Raw genomic sequence first — 18,184 nt, forward strand, 5'->3', positions numbered from 1 at the left:
GAGGCAGATATGAAAACATTTTATTCAATCACAGCAGCACTGTTTTTATTTCTTGGACTCACACTGTCAGCACATGCAGAAACCCATCACTGGGGATTTAAACGTTCAGTGGGTGGTGAGCAGCCTGATGCAGGTGCAATGTATAATGAGCTGTTAGAAAAGCACGGTGCTTACTATAAAGGGTCCCCGGATGAGAAAATTGTATACTTCACGTTTGATAATGGTTTTGAAAACGGGTATACAGAGAAAATTCTTGATGTGTTAAAAGAAGAGAAAGTGCCGGCAACCTTCTTTTTAACAGGACATTATCTGGAAAGCGCAGCACCTTTAGTGAAAAGAATGGTGGATGACGGGCATATCATCGGAAATCATTCATGGGGTCATCCGGATTTCTCCACTTTAACCGAAGCACAGATGAAAGAAGAGTGGGCGAAGGTTAAAAAGAAAACGGAAGAATTAACGGGGCAGAAGGAAATGAAATACGTCAGACCGCCAGAAGGTGTATTTAACGAGCTTTCAATGAAGGTTGCAAATGATGAAGGATATACGCATGTATTCTGGTCACTTGCATTTGTGGACTGGTATCATGAAAAGCCTCAGGGAGCGGATTATGCTTACAATGAAATCATGAAGCAGCTTCACCCCGGTGCTGTGATTCTTTTGCATACGGTATCATCTGACAATGCCGGTGCACTCCAGCGCGTGATTCAGGATATGAAAAAGCAGGGGTACAAATTTGAAACGCTTGACCACCTGACAAAGAACCAATCCTAAAGCGGGCAGCAGCCCGTTTTTTTCATACCCTCATGTTATAATCAGAAGAAAAAAGGCGTGAAACTGATGTGGCAGCATGAAATAAATGTAAAGGGCCCCTATGACTTTGAACGGGTACTGGACCGGATGAGTCTTGATCCCATTGTCGTAATGGATCAGAAGGAGCTGCGTCTGTCATTACCTTTTGAATATCAGGAGAAGCAGGCGTTACATATTACATTTACAGGCAGTAAGGCAGAGCCATCTTTTAAAATTGAAGGAAAAGCTGATCAATCAGAAGCGATTCAGTTTGTTCAGCGCGTTCTGCAGCTTGAGCGGGGACTTCATGACATTCATGAGCACTTTCAAGAATCGACTTTAAAAGCAATTTTTGAAGAGCATGCAGGAACACCGCTTGTACTTGAACCATCTCCATACAGCTGTCTATTGAAAAGTGTGATTCACCAGCAGCTGAATATGTCATTTGCAGCGACGCTGACTGAGCGGTTTGTAAAAACTTTCGGTGAACAGGTGGACCAAGTATGGTTTTATCCTGACCCGGAAACTGTCGCCGCAATTCCGATTGAACACTTGAGAGACATGCAGTTCAGTCAGCGGAAGGCCGAATATTTAATTGGGATCGGTGAGAAGGTGTCTTCAGGAGAATTGGATCTGGCTGAACTGAGTGAAAAAGATGATGAGGAAGTCATTAAAGAATTAGTCAAGATTAGAGGAATTGGCCCCTGGACGGCTCAGAGTGTGCTATTATTTGGGTTTGGCAGAATGGATATTTTCCTGCCTGCAGATATTGGTATTCAAAATGCATTAAAAAAGCATTTTCAATTAGATGAAAAGCCTGCTTTAGATGAAATGGAGAAATGGCAACAGGACTGGCGTCCGTATTCAAGCTATGCCTCCCTCTATTTATGGCGGAGCATTGAAACAGGGAAGTGACATGATGAATCAAATCGATATAGAAGTAAAACAGGAATTCCCATTAACGATTAAACGTCTAGGTATTAACGGGGAAGGCGTCGGTTATTTTAAAAAGCAGGTTGTCTTCGTGCCTGGTGCACTACCTGGGGAAGAAATCGTGGCAGAAGTAACAGATGTAAAACCCAAATTTGCGACAGCTAAAATTAAAACAATCAGAAAAGAATCACCTGAGCGGGTTCAACCGCCTTGTCCTGTCTATGAGGCGTGCGGAGGGTGTCAGCTTCAGCATGTGACTTATGCTGAACAGCTTAAGTTTAAAAAAGACCTGATCCATCAGGCGCTTGAAAGACATGCAAAAGATCTTGCCGGCAGCATTGAAGTGAAAGATACGATCGGCATGGAAGACCCTTGGCGCTACCGCAACAAGAGTCAGTTCCAGACAGCGAAGCAGGGCAAGAAAGTGATTGCAGGACTTTACAGTATGAACTCACATGAACTTGTCGATATCAAAGACTGTATTGTTCAGCGTAAAGAAACGAATAAAGCAACCCAGGTTGTCAGAAAGCAGCTGGAGAAGCTTGATATCCCGATTTATAATGAGCGCACAAAAAAAGGCTGTGTGAGAACCATTGTGACGCGTGTCGGCATTCACACAGGTGAAGTGCAGATTGTGATTGTCACAGCAGGTGAAGAATTACCGAATAAAGAAAAGCTGATCACCCAGCTTGAAAATAAAATGCCTGAAGTCAAATCTATTATGCAAAATATTAATCCGGCTTCAACTTCAATGATCTTTGGTAAGAAAACAGTGAAGCTCTCAGGAAAGCCGACAATTGAAGAGAAGCTTGAAGAGTACACTTATCATTTATCAGCAAAAGCATTTTTCCAGCTGAACCCTGTTCAGACGGTAAAATTATATGATGAAGTGAAAAAAGCAGCTGCACTGACAGGAAAAGAAAAAATCGTAGACGCATACTGCGGATCAGGTACGATTGGTCTGTGGCTCTCAGATGGTGCTTCAGAAATACGGGGTATGGACGTCATGAAGGAGTCCATTATTGATGCACGCCAGAATGCAAAGAATCATGGTGTGAAGAAGTTTGATTACCAGGTGGGGACGGCAGAAGAGTGGATGTTTAAATGGAAGAAGGAAGGCTTTAAACCGGATGTTGTAGTCGTGGATCCGCCAAGAACCGGATGCGATGAGAAACTGCTTGATACAATCCTTTCACTTAAGCCGAAAACGTTCATTTATACATCATGCAACCCATCGACACTTGCAAAAGATTTGAAGAGACTGTCAGGACAGTATAAAATTGAATCTATTCAGCCAGTCGATATGTTTCCTCAAACAAGCCAGGTTGAAAGTGTCACAAAGCTTGTATTGAAGTGAAACTGATTCCTGCTGGAAAAGGAGGAACGATAATGAATATACAATCAAAAGAAGATGTTCAGACAATCATTGATCGGCAGAAAACCTTTTTTCAAAGTGGTGTAACAAAGGATGTAAAGTTCCGCATCAGTCAGTTAAAAAGACTGCAGCGTGTGATTAAGGAACATGAACAGGACATTTTAAATGCTTTAAATAAAGACCTTGGCAAAAATGAATTTGAGGGGTATGTCACAGAAATCGGCTTTACCCTGAAAAGTATTAAAACAATGATTAAAAACGTCAAACAGTGGTCAGAAACTGAAAAAGTAAAAACCCCTGTTTTTCAAATGCCTTCTAAGAGCTTTATCATGAAGGAGCCTTATGGCAGTGTGTTGATTATCGGACCGTTTAACTATCCTTTTCAACTGCTCGTGGAACCGTTAATCGGTGCGATGGCTGCCGGTAACTGCGCTGTACTGAAGCCTTCAGAGAGCACGCCGGAAACAGCAAAAGTTGTGAAGAAAATGATTGAAGATAACTTTGATCCTGCCTACTTGTCAGTAGTGGAAGGTGAGAAGGAAGAAACATCATTATTAATCAATGCGCCATTTGATTATCTATTCTTCACAGGCAGCGTACCTGTCGGGAAAATTGTGATGGAGGCAGCATCAAAAAATCTGGTGCCTCACACACTTGAGCTTGGCGGCAAGAGTCCGACAATTGTAGATGAAACAGCTGACCTTGATAAAGCTGCACGCAGAATTATGTGGGGTAAGCTGATTAATTCAGGTCAGACCTGTATTGCTCCGGATTATCTTGTTGTGCATGAATCAGTGAAGGACCAGCTGGTTGATAAGCTGAAAGAAACCGTTCAGGAATTTTACGGGCAGGATATTCAGCAAAACGATGAATACGGCCGGATTGTAAATGAAAAGCATTTTGATCGTCTGCAGGATATCATCAAGCGTGACCAGGGTCTGATTGCGTACGGTGGGAAGACGGATCGTGATGATAAGTTTATTGAGCCAACGATTCTCGATAACGCAGACTGGTCGTCAGCTGCGATGGAGGATGAGATTTTCGGACCGGTGCTTCCTGTTTTGACTTATACAAACCTTGACGATGCGATAAATATGATTAATGAGCATCCGAAGCCGCTGGCGCTGTATGTGTTTACTGAAAACAGTCATACTGAAAACCAGGTGCTTGGCCGGATTTCGTTTGGCGGCGGTTGTGTGAATGATACGCTGAGTCATGTGTCGAATGAGAATCTGCCGTTTGGCGGGGTTGGGCATTCTGGTGTTAATGCGTATCACGGAAAGCACAGTTTTGATACGTTTACACACCGGAAGAGTATGATGAAGAAGAGTACGAAGGTGGATGTGAAGCTTGCATTCCCGCCTTATAAGACGAGTCTGGATACGATTAAGAAGCTGCTTGGATAATAAATATGTCTTTAAAAACCGCTGAGTGTTTCCGTGGAGGGCTTCGCTTTCCGCGGCCGGGCGGTGAGCCACCTCCATGCTTCGCATTACGGTGTCTCACCTGTCCCTTTCCGCCGCAGGAGTCTTCGCCCTCCACTCCAACACTCAGCTGAAATCGTTTCGATACACCTTTAACAGGTTATAAAAAATCCCTCTTCTTTAAAATGAAGAGGGATTTTTTATGCTTTATTTATTGTAAATCTCTTTCAACGCGTCATGCAGTAATGGATATTTAAAAGTAAAGCCATGCTCTTCAAGTACTTTTGGTAGGACTTTATTTCCTTCTAGTACTAGTGAACTTTTATCCCCAAGCGCAACCTTCAAAGCAAAGCCTGGTACCGGCATCCAGTGCGGACGGTTTAAGACGGTGCCGACTGTTTTGCCGAAGTCTTTCATTTTCATCGGATTAGGTGCTGTTACATTTACCGGACCTTCTAGCGTTTCGTCTTCAATTGCATGCCACACGGCTCTTGCCACGTCTTCATGGTGCACCCATGAGAGCCACTGTCTGCCTGAACCGACTGTGCCACCGGCCATCATTTTATAAGGGAGGACAATATTTGGTAGTGCTCCGTCGTCTTTTCCTAAAATGATCCCAAATCGTGCGCAGACTACCCGGACACCTTCATCTTCAGCAAGCTTTGCTTTATGTTCCCAGTCAACCACTGTTTCAGCAAGAAAATCATCTCCTCTTTCATTGGAGGCTTCAGTATAGATCTTTGTTTCTGAAGGTGGGTAAATGCCAATTGCACTTGCATTGACCAGCACAGAAGGCGTCTCCTCGAACGCTCGAATCAGTCTGAGTATCTCATCTGTCGTTTCCATGCGGCTGTCATAAATTTTCTTCTTTTGTTCATCGTTCCATCTGCCGTTGTTGATTGACTCTCCTGCCAGGTTAATAATCGCATCAATTTTAGGCAGTTCTTTTTCAGGTGCAGCACCATCTGACAGCCACTTGATATAAGTGACATGAGGCTGATTCTTCTTATCAGGGTTTCTGGTAAGAATAAATACGTCATGTCCTTTTTCAGTCAGCAGTTTTGTAATGGACTTACCTGCAAAGCCGGTTCCTCCGCTTAATAAAATATTCATCTAAATCCCTCCAGCACTGTTAATAAATACTCTTTCAACTTTCATACCCTGAATCCCTTCTTTACATGTGTCGTGGGGTGTAATAATGTGTTTTGATCTTTCTGAACCTGCACACAGCGTGTTTCAGAAAAATATGATATTGTTTGGTTGGAGGTGTTTCTCATGCCCGTAATTACAAAGATCACAAAGCAAAAGCGTAATGAAGAACGCTATAATATATTTCTTGATGGCAAGTATGCATTTAGTGTGGATGAAGCTATAATCGTGCAGTATCAGCTTCAGAAAAATAAAGAAATTGATGATTTTGATATAGGTGAGATTGAATATGAGGACCAGATTCGAAAAGGGTTCAATAAGGCACTTGTCTACTTGAGTTACCGGATGAGGTCTGAAAAAGAAATTGCTGACTATCTTCTCGAACACGAAATGGGAGAAGCAGCAATCGATGAGACACTCCATAAATTGAGACGGTATGGCTATGTGAATGATGAAGAATTTGCAAAAGCGTTTATTAATACAAAAGTGAACACGACTGATAAAGGCCCTCTTCAGATCAAAACAGGCTTAAAAGAAAAAGGCATTTCAAATGAAATCATTGAGGCACTGATGAGTGAGAGAAATGCAGAAGAATGGAAAGAGCGGGCGGCAGCAATTATGGATAAGGTTATTAAGAAAAACCCTAAACTCTCACCTCTTCAGATTAAAAAGAAGACGCAGGATACGCTTGCCAGAAAAGGCTACAGTGGCCAGACAGTCTCTGCAGTCCTTGCAGATTTGTCTGTTGAAAGAAGCGAAGATGAACAAAAAACGGCTGTTCTTTCACAGGCAACAAAAGCACATAACAAGTATGCCCGTAAGTTCGAAGGGTTCGAATATGAACAGAAGATGAAGCAGGCACTTTATCGTAAAGGTTTTACAATGGATGAAATTGATTGGGCAATTGAAGAACTGAAAGAAGAGGATTAAAAGCAGCTGACCCTCATAAAAGGGACCAGCCGCTTTTGATCAGGATGCCTGGATTTCATCCTGATCCATCTGATGATAAATTCTTTCAGCAATTTCTTTTGGCGCAGGAAGTCTGTCAGGGTCTGAAATATAGTGATTATGATCCCAAAATGGTGTATTCATTCCACCCATATAAGCTCTCACTACGCGGATGCCATCTTCTGCAACCTCTTTTGCCAGACTTTCTGAATAGCCTCTGAACGCATATTTTGAAGCGACATAGCCGGTTTCATTCACTTTTCCTTTTTGCGCAGCTGTAGAAAGAATATTTAAGATGATACCGCTTTGCTTCTTTTTCATATCCGGCAGCAGCGTATTCGTTAAAAGCATTGGTCCAATTGCATTGATATGCATCATTTCATTCAGCTGATCGTAGCTCAAGCCCTCAGCTTTGCCGAAATGACCCACGCCGGCATTGTTTATTAGCAGATCCGGCAGCAGATTCTTCTCTGACAGCTGTTCATAAAGCTTTTCAATGGAAGATGGGCTGGCTACATCAGTAGTCAAAACGGTGCTATCAGTGATTTGTGATGCCACGTCTTCAAGCTTATCAGCCGTTCTGCCAACGAGTACAATGTGATAATCCTGCCCGAACAACAGCGCAAGTTCTTTTCCAAGACCGGAGCCGGCTCCTGTAATTAAAGCAATTTTTTTAGACATATCAATTCTCCTTTTTACTGATTATATACAAAATCCTACCACAATCAGTGATTTTGTTCAGCGCGTCTATTATAATGCTCATGAGGTGTTAAACATGTCCACAGAAAAAAGATACAGTACATTGACTGAACACGAGCTGAAACAGGAAATTGCCCAGCTCAAAGAAAAAGCACGTAAAGCTGAAGCACTTGGAATCGTGAATGAATTTGCAGTATTGGAAAGAAAAGCGATTATGGCTGAAGCCTATTTGTTGAATCCAAAAGATTTTAAAAAGCAGGAAGTCTATGCGATTAAAAATGACCCGGGTAAATATTTCAAAATTGATTACCTGAACGGTGTGTTCGCATGGGGCTATAGACTTGGCGGGGAAAGACAGCTTGAAGCACTGCCAATCTCTCTGCTTGAAAACAAAAAAGGAGGTCAATCATGAGTGAGGAAAGACAGGCATTAATTGATAAACTCAGGTTGAAGGATCCGACACTGTCTGAAGAAAAAGCTGGTATGCTGATTGATCTTTTAAGAGAAGACTTTGAAGCAACCTATGCAAAAGCAGGTTATGAATATCAGGGAGAAGAAATGTCGAGAAGAATTGTGGAGCAGTGGATCGACAACTACGGTGGCAGAATCAAAGAAGTCGCAGCCATGAACGAAAAATATGCAGCGATTTTGAAGAATGATGATATTCATTAATTAATAAGTATGTTCAAAAAGATGGTTCATGGTAACTACATTCTTTATATTTATATACACTAAGTGGAACGAAGCGGAAGGGGGCGACTCCTGTGGCAGGAAGGGACGTGCGAGACCAGACATGGCGAAGCCTGCGGGCTCACCGCCCGGCCGCGAAGTCCCTCTGAAGCGCAGTGGAACGATTAAAAGAGCCTGAGACAATGTCCCAGGCTCTTACCTATTCATTCGGAAGTATATCCAGTTTCTTCTGCAGCTTCTCTTCACTGAAAATCCAGCCCGTATAAGAGCTCTGAATATCAAGGTCCTTATCCATCTGAACAACTGCCACAAACGGATAATGATCATTACTGCGGTATCTTAAATCGATAAACCTTACCTCATACTGATCATCACCTTCACTAAGCTCCCAGCGGTACAACGGTGAAAATGAAAGGAAGGCTGAGACGTTACGATCAGTTTTCGCTTTTTGGAAAATCTCATTATCAGGAATCGATTTTTTCTTGAATTTATCATAGATGGTAATGGATCTTCCGTAAGCACGTCCTACATAAAAGTGTTCTTTTGTTTCTGCAGCGATTCGCCATTGGTAAAAGCGGATCGTTGGTGCGATAATGACATTATCTGCTTTAGGGATTGTGTTTTTGATTGAATGCCGGACTGCGGACTGAAGCATGAACCGGACAATATAATATCCGACGATCACTGTATACATAATGAGAAAAGTCGGTACCGGATTTGCACCAAATCCCCATATAATAAGCCCTATAATGTGAATACCAAAAATAATCGGGTCAAATGTATTGATCACACCAAGTGCTACCCATCTTGATGAAAATGGTCGAAGTGCCTGTGTCCCGTAACTATTGAAAATATCAACAAATACATGCAGAAACACTGCTAGGAACGTCCATAGCCATAAATGAAGCAGGTTCGCTTCAGGGAAGAATGGATAGATCGCAGCTGTAATGGCAATTGGCCAGAGCATCACAGCAGGAACCGAATGTGTTATCCCCCGGTGGTGCCTGATATAAACAGCATTATTACGCAGCTTCAGTACAGTATCAGCATCAGGTGCCTGTGAACCGATGACAGCTGCTATTAATACACTTTGGGCAGTTGCAGGGTCGTTTGCAACGACCGGATCAATGGCAGCCAGACCGCCAATTGCAAAACCCATTACGATATGAGTACCAGTATCCAAATTGCAACCCCTCCTTTGCGTAGAGTTCGGTTTTTTATTATGTCTCAATTTAATTATATATTGCAAGAAACGATCTGCCTATCAATACACTATTCCCTTGATTTTAAGTGAGCTAACATAAAGGATGGATATTTATGAATGAAGAACTAGAAAAGCGAATAAAAAATGTAAATGCCAAAAAATTTGGTGATGATCTGGTTAGCTGGTTTGAGCAGGAAATGAGAGACCTGCCCTGGAGAGAGAATCAGGATCCCTACAGAGTTTGGGTATCTGAAATTATGCTTCAGCAGACAAGGGTGGATACTGTTATTCCTTACTATAATCGTTTTATGGAACAGTTTCCGACTGTTGAAGCCCTCGCTAATGCCCCTGAAGATCAGGTGTTAAAAGCCTGGGAAGGTCTTGGCTATTACTCACGGGCGAGAAATCTTCAGGCAGCTGTGAGGGAAGTCCATGAAACTTATCATGGAATTGTACCAGATAATCCTAAAGAAATTTCTGCTTTAAAAGGAGTAGGTCCTTATACGGCTGGCGCAATCTTAAGTATCGCTTATGATAAGCCAGAGCCGGCAGTTGATGGCAATGTGATGAGAGTCATGTCCAGGATTTTATCGATCTCGGATGATATTGCAAAGCCCGCATCAAGAAAGATTTTTGAAGCGGCAATCAGAGAACTGATTTATAAAGAGAACCCTTCATATTTTAACCAGGCATTAATGGAACTTGGTGCGATTGTCTGCACACCGACCTCACCATCATGTTTCCTTTGTCCGGTCCAGTCACATTGCACCGCATTTGAAGAGGGTACACAGCAGGAGCTTCCTGTTAAAAGTAAAAAGAAAGCTGCAAAAACGGTTGAACTGCTGACAGTTATCACAGAAAATAATAAAGGTGAGGTGCTCGTCACTCAAAGACCGGAGCAGGGGCTGCTTGCAAATATGTGGGAATTCCCAAGCTTTGAAAAAGAGGGATCAGACGTCCGCAGTCAAATGGCTGAACTTTTATTATCTGATTATCACGTTGAAGCTATAATTACAGATGAAGAATGGATGGTTCAGGATCATATCTTTACACATCTGATCTGGAAAATGCAGGTTGGAAAAGCAAGGGTGAATCAACCAGCTGAACTCCCTGAACAGACGAAATGGGTATCAAATGATGAAATTGAATTGCTTGCAATGCCTGTTTCACACAGGAAGATTGCAAACCGCTGGAAAGAGTTAACGTAAAAAGGAGACCATAACATGACAAACAAAGTAGCTTTAGTAACAGGAAGCAGCAGAGGTGTAGGCAAAGCAGCAGCAATCGCACTGGCTGCAAAAGGGTATGATATCGTCATCAACTATGCAAGAAGTAAAAAGGCAGCGCAGGAAACAGCAGCCCAGATTGAAGAGATGGGCCGGAAAGTATTAATTGTACGTGCAAATGTTGGAGATAATGAAAAAATTAAATATATGTTTGAGCAGGTAAAAGAGCACTTTGGCAGACTGGATGTTTTTATTAATAATGCAGCTTCAGGCGTTCTCAGACCTGCGATGGAACTTGAAGAATCACACTGGAACTGGACGATGAACATTAATAGTAAAGCACTGCTGTTCTGCGCGCAGGAAGCGGTAAAACTAATGCCTGAAGAAGGTGGAAGAATTGTCAGCATTTCATCACTCGGCTCAATCCGCTATCTGGACAACTACACGACAGTAGGCGTATCAAAAGCAGCGCTTGAAGCATTAACACGCTATCTTGCAGTAGAACTTGCGCCGAAAAAAATTGTTGTTAATGCAGTATCGGGCGGTGCAATTGATACTGAAGCGTTAACACACTTCCCGAACCGAGAAGAACTGCTCGAAGACGCAAGAAGTAAAACCCCTGCTGGCAGAATGGTTGAGATTGACGATATTGTAAAAACAATTCTCTTCCTTGTATCAGACGATTCTTCAATGATCTGCGGTCAGACAATCATTGTAGACGGCGGCCGATCACTTCTTGTGTAATCCATGAATAAGATCTCCCTCTCCGGAACATATTAAGTTTCACGGAGGTGAGATCTCAATGAAAAAACAGCCAAACAAAACACAAGCCGGCACAAACGTTGAAAAAGTAAAGCAGCAAAATGCAGGTGCATTTGCTGAAGAGTTCGCTTCAGAAACAAATGCTGCTGAAGTAAAACAGCAAAACAAGCAATCTGAAGCTAATAAAGGAAATCAAAACCAGCAAAACAAACGCTAATATTTGTCGGAAAAACCGCCTTAGGGCGGTTTTTTGTCGTGATTTTTCCGGACAGACGACAAAAGAAGTCAAAGGGAATTCAGCAGAAAAGTTGAATCTCTTCTTATCGGGAGGGATTTTAACTTATGAATGCATTCAAAGAAAAGGTTTATCAGCAAATGGAAACAGCGGAGGAGTTGCTTCACCTCTACGCAGAACTGGAAAAGAAAAAGAAGATGAGAGACTTTCTAATGAAGATGGAAATTCATGATTCTGCAGAACAGCTCAGCGCTCAGCTGCAGGAATTGGATTGCAAGCTTAAGCACGTCCAGGAAATGTTTGATCAGCAGATGACTGAAGTCATTAACACGCCATCAGAATAGAACTTTTAAGCGGCTGCCCGTCTGGGTGGCTCTTTTTTTATGAAAAGGTTATAATAGTGAAATACATACATGAGCGGACCTGAATATTATCAGGAAAATGTAAATTTCTTATTCAAAGGCAGGAGATGGAGGATGACGCTACCAGTAGAAGGGCAGAGTATACAAATACACAGCTACAAACATGATGGGCTCATTCACCGGGTCTGGCAGGAAACGACTGTCCTTAAAGGGACAAGAAACATTGTCATCGGAGGCAATGACCGTACAATTGTCACTGAGTCTGACGGGCGTACATGGCTGACAAGAGAGCCTGCGATCTGTTACTTTCATGCAGAGCACTGGTTTAACATCATTTGTATGCTTCGGGATGACGGAGTTTATTACTATTGTAATTTAAGCTCACCTTTTGTATATGAGGATAAAGCAGTGAAATATATCGATTATGATCTTGATATTAAAGTATATCCTGATATGTCTTACACATTGCTTGATGAGGATGAGTATGAAGAACACAGGAAGCTGATGGGGTATCCACCGGTCATCGACAGAATTCTTCAGCGTAATGTTGATAAGCTGATTCGCTGGATTAAGCAGAGAAGAGGCCCGTTTGCTCCGGATTTTATCGATGTCTGGTACAGCCGATATCAATTTCAAAAAAGATACCGCTTAAAAGAATGAACACGACCATTCCTGTTGGCCAGTTTCAACAGGTTTTTTTATGTTTTTATCCATATGAATGTGTCTCTTAATTAAAACTAGAGAAATTCACTTTGGGTGATTTTACTAATATTTATTAGCGTTAACTGAATGATTTTTAAAGACATCGTTTTAAAAATCCATCTACTTTTATGCACAGCTGATGATTGAAGCGTAAGGGGGCGACTCCTGCGGCGGAAAGGGACAGGTGAGACCATACGGCGAAGCCGGAGGGGCTCACCGCCCGGCCGCGGAAAGCGTCCCCCTGAAGCGGACATCAACAGCCAATTTTAACAAAGACCATATAAATAAGGAGGGGAATCCGAATGGACAGTATTAAAAGATATATGAAATTTGTTGCGCCATATAAATGGCAGATTATCTTTACGCTGATTATCGGTGTAATAAAATTTGCCATTCCCCTGTTAATACCGGTACTGATTCAATATGTGATTGATGATATTGTTAACGGGGATATGAGTACAGACGAAAAGCTGAACCAGCTTTACTGGATTATAGGCGGGGCAATGATTCTTTTTGTAGTCATGAGGCCGCCGGTTGAGTATTACAGACAATATTTTGCACAGTGGACAAGCAATAAAATTTTGTTTGATATTAGAGATCAGCTGTTTTCCCACCTGCAGAAGCTGAGCTTTAAATATTATTCCAATACGAGGGCAGGAGAAGTTATTTCCCGGGTAATTAATGATGTCGAGCAGACAAAAAACTTTGTCATGACAGGGCTGATGAACCTTTGGCTTGATGTGGCAACTATTTTGATCGCAGTAGCCATTATGCTGAGCTATGATGTGAAGCTGACATTGGTCTCATTAATTGTTTTCCCGCTCTATGCATTTTCAGTTCAGTATTTCTTTGGCAGACTCCGTTCATTAACGCGCTATCGTTCACAGGCGCTCGCTGAGGTGCAGGGGTATTTACATGAACGTGTTCAAGGCATGAGTGTCATTAAGAGTTTTGCGGTAGAACCTTATGAACAAAATCAGTTTGATCAGCGTAATAGTAACTTCCTTGATAAAGCAATTGATCAGACTAAGTGGAATGCAAAAGCATTCGCTGTTGTGAATACAATTACAGACATTGCACCACTGATTGTGATTGGTTATGCAGGATACAGTGTAATCAATGGTGATCTGACACTGGGTGTAATGGTGGCATTTATTGCTTACGTCGAGCGTTTATATAATCCGCTCAGAAGACTTGTTAATAGCTCAACCACGCTCGTTCAGTCAATTGCATCGATGGACCGCGTATTTGAACTTGTTGATGAAAAGTACGATGTCGATGATAAACCAGATGCAAAAGAAGTGACAAATGTTAGGGGAGAAGTCGTTTTTGACCATGTATCCTTTACTTATGATGAAAAAGAAGAAGATGTATTAAAAGATGTTCATCTTCATGTTCGTGCCGGTGAAACAGTTGCTTTTGTCGGGATGAGTGGAGGTGGTAAATCCACCATTGTCAGTCTGATCCCGCGCTTTTATGATGTAACAAAAGGCAGAGTCCTGCTTGATGGCACAGATATCCGCGATGTTCAGGCGCGCAGCCTGAGAAACCAGATTGGGATGGTGCTGCAGGATAACATTCTATTCAGTGAATCTGTATTGATGAATATCAAAATGGGGAACCCTGAAGCAACCGAGGAGGAAGTAATCGCAGCGGCCAAGGCAGCTAACGCGCATCACTTTATCATGGAACTGCCGGAAGGATATAACACGAAGGTGGGAGAGAGAGGCGTTAAGCTCTCAGGCGGTCAGAAGCAGCGGGTCGCGATTGCACGGGTCTTCCTTAAAAACCCGCCGATCCTGATCATGGATGAGGCAACTTCAGCACTCGATCTTGAAAGTGAACAGCTGATTCAGGATTCAATCGAAAAGCTAGCAAAGGACCGTACGACTTTTATTGTGGCACACAGATTATCCACGATCACACATGCTGACCGTATTATTTTAATTAATCACGGCCAGATTGCAGAAAGCGGATCACATCACCAGTTGATGGAGAAAAAGGGTCTTTACTATAACCTGTTTCAGGTACAGCAGCTAGGTGAATAATAAAAAATGCGATTGGGAAGCCTCCCAATCGCATTTTTCTATATATCGCGTTCCTGTAATTTTACTTCCTGATCCTCCTGATGATAGCACTGCATAGATGCAATCAGTGTATCAAGATGGGACAAGTGCTCTTCGTATTCAAGCATAGCAGACAGGACATGCAGCAGGTGGTACCCGCTATTTTCCTCTTCATCACGTGCTTGATTGACTTCTTTCATAAAGATATCTGTCAGCTCTTTATGATTCATACACGTATGATTAATCTGCTCGTTATCAATAGAAGGTTTAATTTTACCGGCAAATCTCATCAGCAGCTGTTCATGATAGCTCATCAGACAGTCGAGCTGCTCCTGGATTATCAGCTGCAGTGATTCCGGCACATGATGAATATCATTTTCAAAACGGTGAAGACGCTTCAGTATTTCAAAGCTTCTTCTTTCAGTTGAAATCATCTGCCGGTATACAACCAGCTTTCTGGTTTTTGCAACGGAGTTCTTTTTAATAATCCCGCGCTCTTCTTTATATAAAAGATAAATCTGATCAATTTTCATTAACCGTTCTTTAAACTTTTCAATATCTTTTTTAAGCAGCTGGTGCTCAGTCGCATGACGTGTACTCAGTCTGATCCATTTGATCATATCATCAGTCGTTGTAGAGATATGATGGAACAGTCTGTTTTCATACTTCGGCGGTAAAAAGATAAGATTAACAATGAATGATGACAATACGCCAAGTATAATTGCTGCAAACCTCAGTAATGCAAACGTGATAAACTCTTCATTCTGTACTTCCATAATCGCAATCAGTGTAACAAGCGCCAGACCAATCGTTGATTCAATGCGTAACTTCAAAATGATTGTAATTGCAATAACAGCGGCAAAACCTATGACAACAACGTCATTACCAAATAGTAATACAAAAACAATCGCTACAGCTGCACCGATGACATTTGCCTGAATATGCTCAAGAATCGAGACAAATGAACGGTAGATGGTTGGCTGAACGACAAATGCTGCTGCAATTCCGGCAAAAATCGGAGTCGGCAGATTCAGCTGTTCAGCTAAAAAGAGAGCAAGGACAATTGCAATTCCCGTTTTTAATACGCGGGCTCCAAGCTTCATGGATAAAATAAGTCCTTTCTTAACGTAACTCACGTTTATTATTGCCTTTGGCAATAGTAGTAATATACATGGGATTAGTGCTTACTGCAAGAGAATTAAACAAGAAATAGCTATAGAGAAAAAGGAGGCGTTTTCACATGGAAATCGCCTCCTTTAAATGCCTCATCCTTATAATCTTGCAAATGCAGTATCCACTGCTTCAAGCGTTTGGCGTATATCTTCTTCAGTATGCTCGGTTGTAAGGAACCAAGCCTCATATTTAGAAGGCGCAAGGTTAATTCCCTGCTCGAGCATCAGCTTGAAGAAGCGGGCGAAAATCTCGCCGTCTGTTGCTTCGGCCTGCTCATAATTCACAACTTTTTGATCAGTAAAGTAGATCGTCAGTGCACCTTTCAGCCGGTTGATAGTGATTGTGACATCATGTTTTTCGGCTGAAGCCATGATCCCCTCTTCTAAAATAGCTCCAAGACGATCCATTTCTTCGTAGACACCAGGCTGCTTCAGGACTTCAAGGCATGCAATACCAGCCTGAATCGAAGCAGGGTTGCCGGCCATTGTTCCGGCCTGATATGCAGGTCCAAGCGGAGCGATCTGTTCCATGATATCCACACGGCCGCCATAAGCACCGATTGGCAGTCCGCCGCCAATGATTTTACCCATCGCTGTCAGGTCAGGCTTAATATCAAGCAGATCCTGTGCACCGCCATACATGAAACGGAATGCAGTAATCACTTCATCATAAATCACAAGCGCTCCTGCTTTATGTGTCAATTCATTAACCTGTTGTAAGAAACCTTCTTCAGGTTCAACAATACCGAAATTCCCTACAATCGGTTCGACGAGGACGCCTGCGATCTCATCTCCCCAGCGCTCAAGCGCTTCTTTAAACGGTCCGATTTCATTAAATGGAACGGTTATTACTTCACTAGCTATGTTTTTTGTTACACCAGCTGAGTCAGGTGTGCCGAGTGTAGCAGGGCCTGAACCGGCTGCAACCAGTACAAGGTCAGAATGCCCATGGTAGCATCCTGCAAATTTAATGATTTTATCTCTGCCTGTATAAGCTCGTGCCACACGAATTGTTGTCATGACTGCTTCTGTTCCTGAGTTAACAAATCGGACTTTTTCCATTGCCGGCATGGCTTCTTTCAACATTTTTGCAAAAGTGACTTCATATTTCGTCGGTGTTCCATATAGTACACCAGTTTCAGCAGCATGTGTGATGGCTTTTGTAATGTGCGGGTGTGCATGACCTGTGATGATCGGTCCATATGCTGCAAGGTAGTCGATGTACTTGTTGCCATCGATATCCCAAAAATATGCGCCTTTTCCTCTTTCCATTGCAACAGGCGACCCGCCACCCACTGCTTTATAAGATCTAGACGGGCTATTCACTCCGCCGACAATATGTTCAAGTGCTTCACTATGTAACGCTTCAGAATTCGTATGTTTCATTTTAGTTCCTCCTGTCATTGACTCTTCCGTATTGTAATATGATCAAATTAGATCTGCAAACGAAAGGAGTGGCTGGATCATGGGGTGGCTGCTGGTTATTGCAACGACTTGTATCATGATATTCTCAGTAAAATCTTTATTGAAGCTACCGTGGGAAGGCTATATCTTTTCGCTGAGAAACTTCATTTACTTAAGCTTAACATATACTGTTTTATTAATAGGCTTTGCGATCATTTATACCGTCATGCTGATCGAAGGTATCAAAGCCGTTGAACCGGTTGAATCTTATTCTTTTGTAGAGCTATTCTTATCTATGGTTTACTTCAGTGCAATGATGCTCTTCTCAGTTGGAAATGGAGAGATGATTCCTGAAGGCATAGGACGTGCTGTTGCCGTCTCAGCAGCATTTATCGGACAGGTCCTGCCTGTAACGGTTATCTGGACACTGATCGCAAAGGCTGACAGCCAAATTTTTGATAAATAAAGGTCAGTTGGTTATGCTGTAGTTATGAAACTCAAGGAGGGAATATGATGACTGCAGAAAAAGGTCAGAAAGCACCTGATTTTAATTTGAAAACACAGGATGGATCTGAAGTGTCATTATCTGATTTTAAAGGGAAGAAACAGGTTGTCCTTTATTTTTACCCGAAAGATATGACGCCGGGTTGTACAACGCAGGCCTGTGATTTCAGAGATCACCATGAATCATTCGAAGAGCTGGATGCTGTCATTTTAGGCATCAGCCCGGACCCTGAGGAAAAGCACAAAAAGTTTGCTGACAAACATGACCTGCCATTTACACTGCTTGTAGATGAAGACCATAAAGTCGCTGAAGACTATGGTGTGTGGCAGCTGAAAAAAACATTCGGTAAAGAATACATGGGCATCGTGCGCTCTACATTTGCAATAGATAAGGACGGTACCATTTTAAATGAGTGGCGCGGTGTGAGAGTGAAAGGGCATGTGGAAGAGACGCTTCAATATTTGAGAGACCAAAGTGAATAAGAATGAAAGTGCGATAAAAAGTTCTATGATTATTTTAGTGAAGCAAAGCGATTC

The 18,184-nt window shown here is 42.3% G+C and carries 20 protein-coding genes; 15 read left to right on the forward strand and 5 right to left on the reverse strand.

Features of this window, described 5'->3' with window-relative positions; genetic code table 11:
* Window positions 1-9 precede the first annotated feature (9 nt).
* From pdaA to DH10bf12_RS09740, 4 genes are all read left to right on the forward strand, one after another.
* Entirely contained in the window at window positions 10-774 is a 765-nt protein-coding gene (gene pdaA, locus DH10bf12_RS09725; protein WP_471735131.1) for a delta-lactam-biosynthetic de-N-acetylase, read from the forward strand.
* 66 nt (window positions 775-840) lie between these two features.
* Window positions 841-1,707 carry a DNA-3-methyladenine glycosylase family protein gene (locus DH10bf12_RS09730; RefSeq protein ID WP_471738218.1) on the forward strand — a complete coding sequence of 289 codons (867 nt, stop codon included), beginning with the start codon at window positions 841-843 and terminating at the stop codon, window positions 1,705-1,707.
* A gap of 1 nt (window position 1,708) precedes the next feature.
* Window positions 1,709-3,082, forward strand: coding sequence for a 23S rRNA (uracil(1939)-C(5))-methyltransferase RlmD (rlmD, locus tag DH10bf12_RS09735; RefSeq protein WP_471735132.1), 1,374 nt, complete (start codon window positions 1,709-1,711; stop codon window positions 3,080-3,082).
* 32 nt (window positions 3,083-3,114) lie between these two features.
* On the forward strand, window positions 3,115-4,506 hold the full coding sequence (locus tag DH10bf12_RS09740) for an aldehyde dehydrogenase (RefSeq protein WP_471735133.1): 1,392 nt from the start codon (window positions 3,115-3,117) through the stop codon (window positions 4,504-4,506).
* Window positions 4,507-4,731: 225 nt separating this feature from the next.
* On the opposite strand, the gene DH10bf12_RS09745 is transcribed toward DH10bf12_RS09740, so the two are convergent.
* Window positions 4,732-5,637 (reverse strand): TIGR01777 family oxidoreductase, encoded by a 906-nt coding sequence (locus DH10bf12_RS09745; protein ID WP_471735134.1) that lies wholly within the window; start codon window positions 5,635-5,637, stop codon window positions 4,732-4,734.
* 162 nt (window positions 5,638-5,799) lie between these two features.
* Here DH10bf12_RS09745 and recX point away from each other — a divergent pair, with 162 nt between their 5' ends.
* A complete protein-coding gene (gene recX / locus DH10bf12_RS09750; RefSeq protein ID WP_471735135.1) occupies window positions 5,800-6,603 on the forward strand; it encodes a recombination regulator RecX in 804 nt (267 codons plus the stop codon).
* Window positions 6,604-6,642: 39 nt separating this feature from the next.
* On the opposite strand, the gene DH10bf12_RS09755 is transcribed toward recX, so the two are convergent.
* Window positions 6,643-7,302 carry an SDR family NAD(P)-dependent oxidoreductase gene (locus DH10bf12_RS09755; protein ID WP_471735136.1) on the reverse strand — a complete coding sequence of 220 codons (660 nt, stop codon included), beginning with the start codon at window positions 7,300-7,302 and terminating at the stop codon, window positions 6,643-6,645.
* Between the two features lie 94 nt (window positions 7,303-7,396).
* On the opposite strand from DH10bf12_RS09755, the gene DH10bf12_RS09760 reads away from it, so the two are divergent.
* Both DH10bf12_RS09760 and DH10bf12_RS09765 read left to right on the forward strand, forming a co-directional pair.
* Window positions 7,397-7,732, forward strand: a complete 336-nt coding sequence (locus DH10bf12_RS09760; RefSeq protein ID WP_404408426.1) for a YfhH family protein — start codon at window positions 7,397-7,399, stop codon at window positions 7,730-7,732.
* Window positions 7,729-7,992, forward strand: coding sequence for a YfhJ family protein (locus DH10bf12_RS09765; protein WP_471735137.1), 264 nt, complete (start codon window positions 7,729-7,731; stop codon window positions 7,990-7,992). Before DH10bf12_RS09760 ends, DH10bf12_RS09765 begins: the two co-directional genes overlap by 4 nt.
* A 217-nt stretch (window positions 7,993-8,209) precedes the next feature.
* Here DH10bf12_RS09765 and DH10bf12_RS09770 read toward each other — a convergent pair whose 3' ends face one another.
* On the reverse strand, window positions 8,210-9,193 hold the full coding sequence (locus DH10bf12_RS09770) for a metal-dependent hydrolase (RefSeq protein WP_404408430.1): 984 nt from the start codon (window positions 9,191-9,193) through the stop codon (window positions 8,210-8,212).
* A 134-nt stretch (window positions 9,194-9,327) separates the two neighbouring features.
* On the opposite strand from DH10bf12_RS09770, the gene mutY reads away from it, so the two are divergent.
* The 6 genes from mutY (at window position 9,328) to DH10bf12_RS09800 (ending at window position 14,549) form a co-directional block, all read left to right on the forward strand.
* On the forward strand, window positions 9,328-10,422 hold the full coding sequence (mutY, locus tag DH10bf12_RS09775) for an A/G-specific adenine glycosylase (protein ID WP_471735138.1): 1,095 nt from the start codon (window positions 9,328-9,330) through the stop codon (window positions 10,420-10,422).
* Window positions 10,423-10,437: 15 nt separating this feature from the next.
* A complete protein-coding gene (gene fabL, locus DH10bf12_RS09780) occupies window positions 10,438-11,184 on the forward strand; it encodes an enoyl-[acyl-carrier-protein] reductase FabL (RefSeq protein ID WP_471735139.1) in 747 nt (248 codons plus the stop codon).
* A 58-nt stretch (window positions 11,185-11,242) separates the two neighbouring features.
* Complete coding sequence (locus DH10bf12_RS09785; protein WP_039808123.1) at window positions 11,243-11,419, forward strand: gamma-type small acid-soluble spore protein; 177 nt, start codon at window positions 11,243-11,245, stop codon at window positions 11,417-11,419.
* A gap of 125 nt (window positions 11,420-11,544) precedes the next feature.
* Entirely contained in the window at window positions 11,545-11,781 is a 237-nt protein-coding gene (locus DH10bf12_RS09790) for a YgaB family protein (RefSeq protein WP_471735140.1), read from the forward strand.
* Window positions 11,782-11,913: 132 nt separating this feature from the next.
* On the forward strand, window positions 11,914-12,459 hold the full coding sequence (gene ntdP / locus DH10bf12_RS09795) for a nucleoside tri-diphosphate phosphatase (RefSeq protein ID WP_039808126.1): 546 nt from the start codon (window positions 11,914-11,916) through the stop codon (window positions 12,457-12,459).
* A gap of 344 nt (window positions 12,460-12,803) precedes the next feature.
* Window positions 12,804-14,549: an ABC transporter ATP-binding protein gene (locus DH10bf12_RS09800; RefSeq protein WP_471735141.1), complete on the forward strand. Its 1,746-nt coding sequence runs from the start codon at window positions 12,804-12,806 to the stop codon at window positions 14,547-14,549.
* Between the two features lie 38 nt (window positions 14,550-14,587).
* On the opposite strand, the gene DH10bf12_RS09805 is transcribed toward DH10bf12_RS09800, so the two are convergent.
* Window positions 14,588-15,703, reverse strand: coding sequence for an FUSC family protein (locus DH10bf12_RS09805; protein WP_471735142.1), 1,116 nt, complete (start codon window positions 15,701-15,703; stop codon window positions 14,588-14,590).
* 135 nt (window positions 15,704-15,838) lie between these two features.
* The gene (locus DH10bf12_RS09810) at window positions 15,839-17,125 is read right to left on the reverse strand and encodes a glutamate-1-semialdehyde 2,1-aminomutase (protein WP_471735143.1); all 1,287 of its coding nucleotides are present in this window, start codon (window positions 17,123-17,125) and stop codon (window positions 15,839-15,841) included.
* A gap of 79 nt (window positions 17,126-17,204) precedes the next feature.
* On the opposite strand from DH10bf12_RS09810, the gene DH10bf12_RS09815 reads away from it, so the two are divergent.
* Window positions 17,205-17,609 (forward strand): ion channel, encoded by a 405-nt coding sequence (locus tag DH10bf12_RS09815; protein ID WP_471735144.1) that lies wholly within the window; start codon window positions 17,205-17,207, stop codon window positions 17,607-17,609.
* A 47-nt stretch (window positions 17,610-17,656) separates the two neighbouring features.
* Window positions 17,657-18,130: a thioredoxin-dependent thiol peroxidase gene (gene bcp, locus DH10bf12_RS09820; protein ID WP_471735145.1), complete on the forward strand. Its 474-nt coding sequence runs from the start codon at window positions 17,657-17,659 to the stop codon at window positions 18,128-18,130.
* Window positions 18,131-18,184: the final 54 nt, after the last annotated feature.

The organism is Jeotgalibacillus sp. 10bf12 (genome assembly GCF_055597105.1).

Excerpts from the sequence above, each read along its gene's own strand:
- DH10bf12_RS09740 (WP_471735133.1), top strand. The coding sequence starts at position 3,115 with ATGAATATACAATCAAAAGAAGATGTTCAGACAATCATTGATCGGCAG.
- mutY (WP_471735138.1), top strand. The coding sequence starts at position 9,328 with ATGAATGAAGAACTAGAAAAGCGAATAAAAAATGTAAATGCCAAAAAA.
- pdaA (WP_471735131.1), top strand. The coding sequence starts at position 10 with ATGAAAACATTTTATTCAATCACAGCAGCACTGTTTTTATTTCTTGGA.
- DH10bf12_RS09815 (WP_471735144.1), top strand. The coding sequence starts at position 17,205 with ATGGGGTGGCTGCTGGTTATTGCAACGACTTGTATCATGATATTCTCA.
- rlmD (WP_471735132.1), top strand. The coding sequence starts at position 1,709 with ATGATGAATCAAATCGATATAGAAGTAAAACAGGAATTCCCATTAACG.
- fabL (WP_471735139.1), top strand. The coding sequence starts at position 10,438 with ATGACAAACAAAGTAGCTTTAGTAACAGGAAGCAGCAGAGGTGTAGGC.
- DH10bf12_RS09785 (WP_039808123.1), top strand. The coding sequence starts at position 11,243 with ATGAAAAAACAGCCAAACAAAACACAAGCCGGCACAAACGTTGAAAAA.
- DH10bf12_RS09765 (WP_471735137.1), top strand. The coding sequence starts at position 7,729 with ATGAGTGAGGAAAGACAGGCATTAATTGATAAACTCAGGTTGAAGGAT.
- DH10bf12_RS09755 (WP_471735136.1), bottom strand. The coding sequence starts at position 7,302 with ATGTCTAAAAAAATTGCTTTAATTACAGGAGCCGGCTCCGGTCTTGGA.
- DH10bf12_RS09745 (WP_471735134.1), bottom strand. The coding sequence starts at position 5,637 with ATGAATATTTTATTAAGCGGAGGAACCGGCTTTGCAGGTAAGTCCATT.
- DH10bf12_RS09810 (WP_471735143.1), bottom strand. The coding sequence starts at position 17,125 with ATGAAACATACGAATTCTGAAGCGTTACATAGTGAAGCACTTGAACAT.
- ntdP (WP_039808126.1), top strand. The coding sequence starts at position 11,914 with ATGACGCTACCAGTAGAAGGGCAGAGTATACAAATACACAGCTACAAA.
- DH10bf12_RS09790 (WP_471735140.1), top strand. The coding sequence starts at position 11,545 with ATGAATGCATTCAAAGAAAAGGTTTATCAGCAAATGGAAACAGCGGAG.
- DH10bf12_RS09800 (WP_471735141.1), top strand. The coding sequence starts at position 12,804 with ATGGACAGTATTAAAAGATATATGAAATTTGTTGCGCCATATAAATGG.
- recX (WP_471735135.1), top strand. The coding sequence starts at position 5,800 with ATGCCCGTAATTACAAAGATCACAAAGCAAAAGCGTAATGAAGAACGC.
- bcp (WP_471735145.1), top strand. The coding sequence starts at position 17,657 with ATGACTGCAGAAAAAGGTCAGAAAGCACCTGATTTTAATTTGAAAACA.
- DH10bf12_RS09760 (WP_404408426.1), top strand. The coding sequence starts at position 7,397 with ATGTCCACAGAAAAAAGATACAGTACATTGACTGAACACGAGCTGAAA.
- DH10bf12_RS09730 (WP_471738218.1), top strand. The coding sequence starts at position 841 with ATGTGGCAGCATGAAATAAATGTAAAGGGCCCCTATGACTTTGAACGG.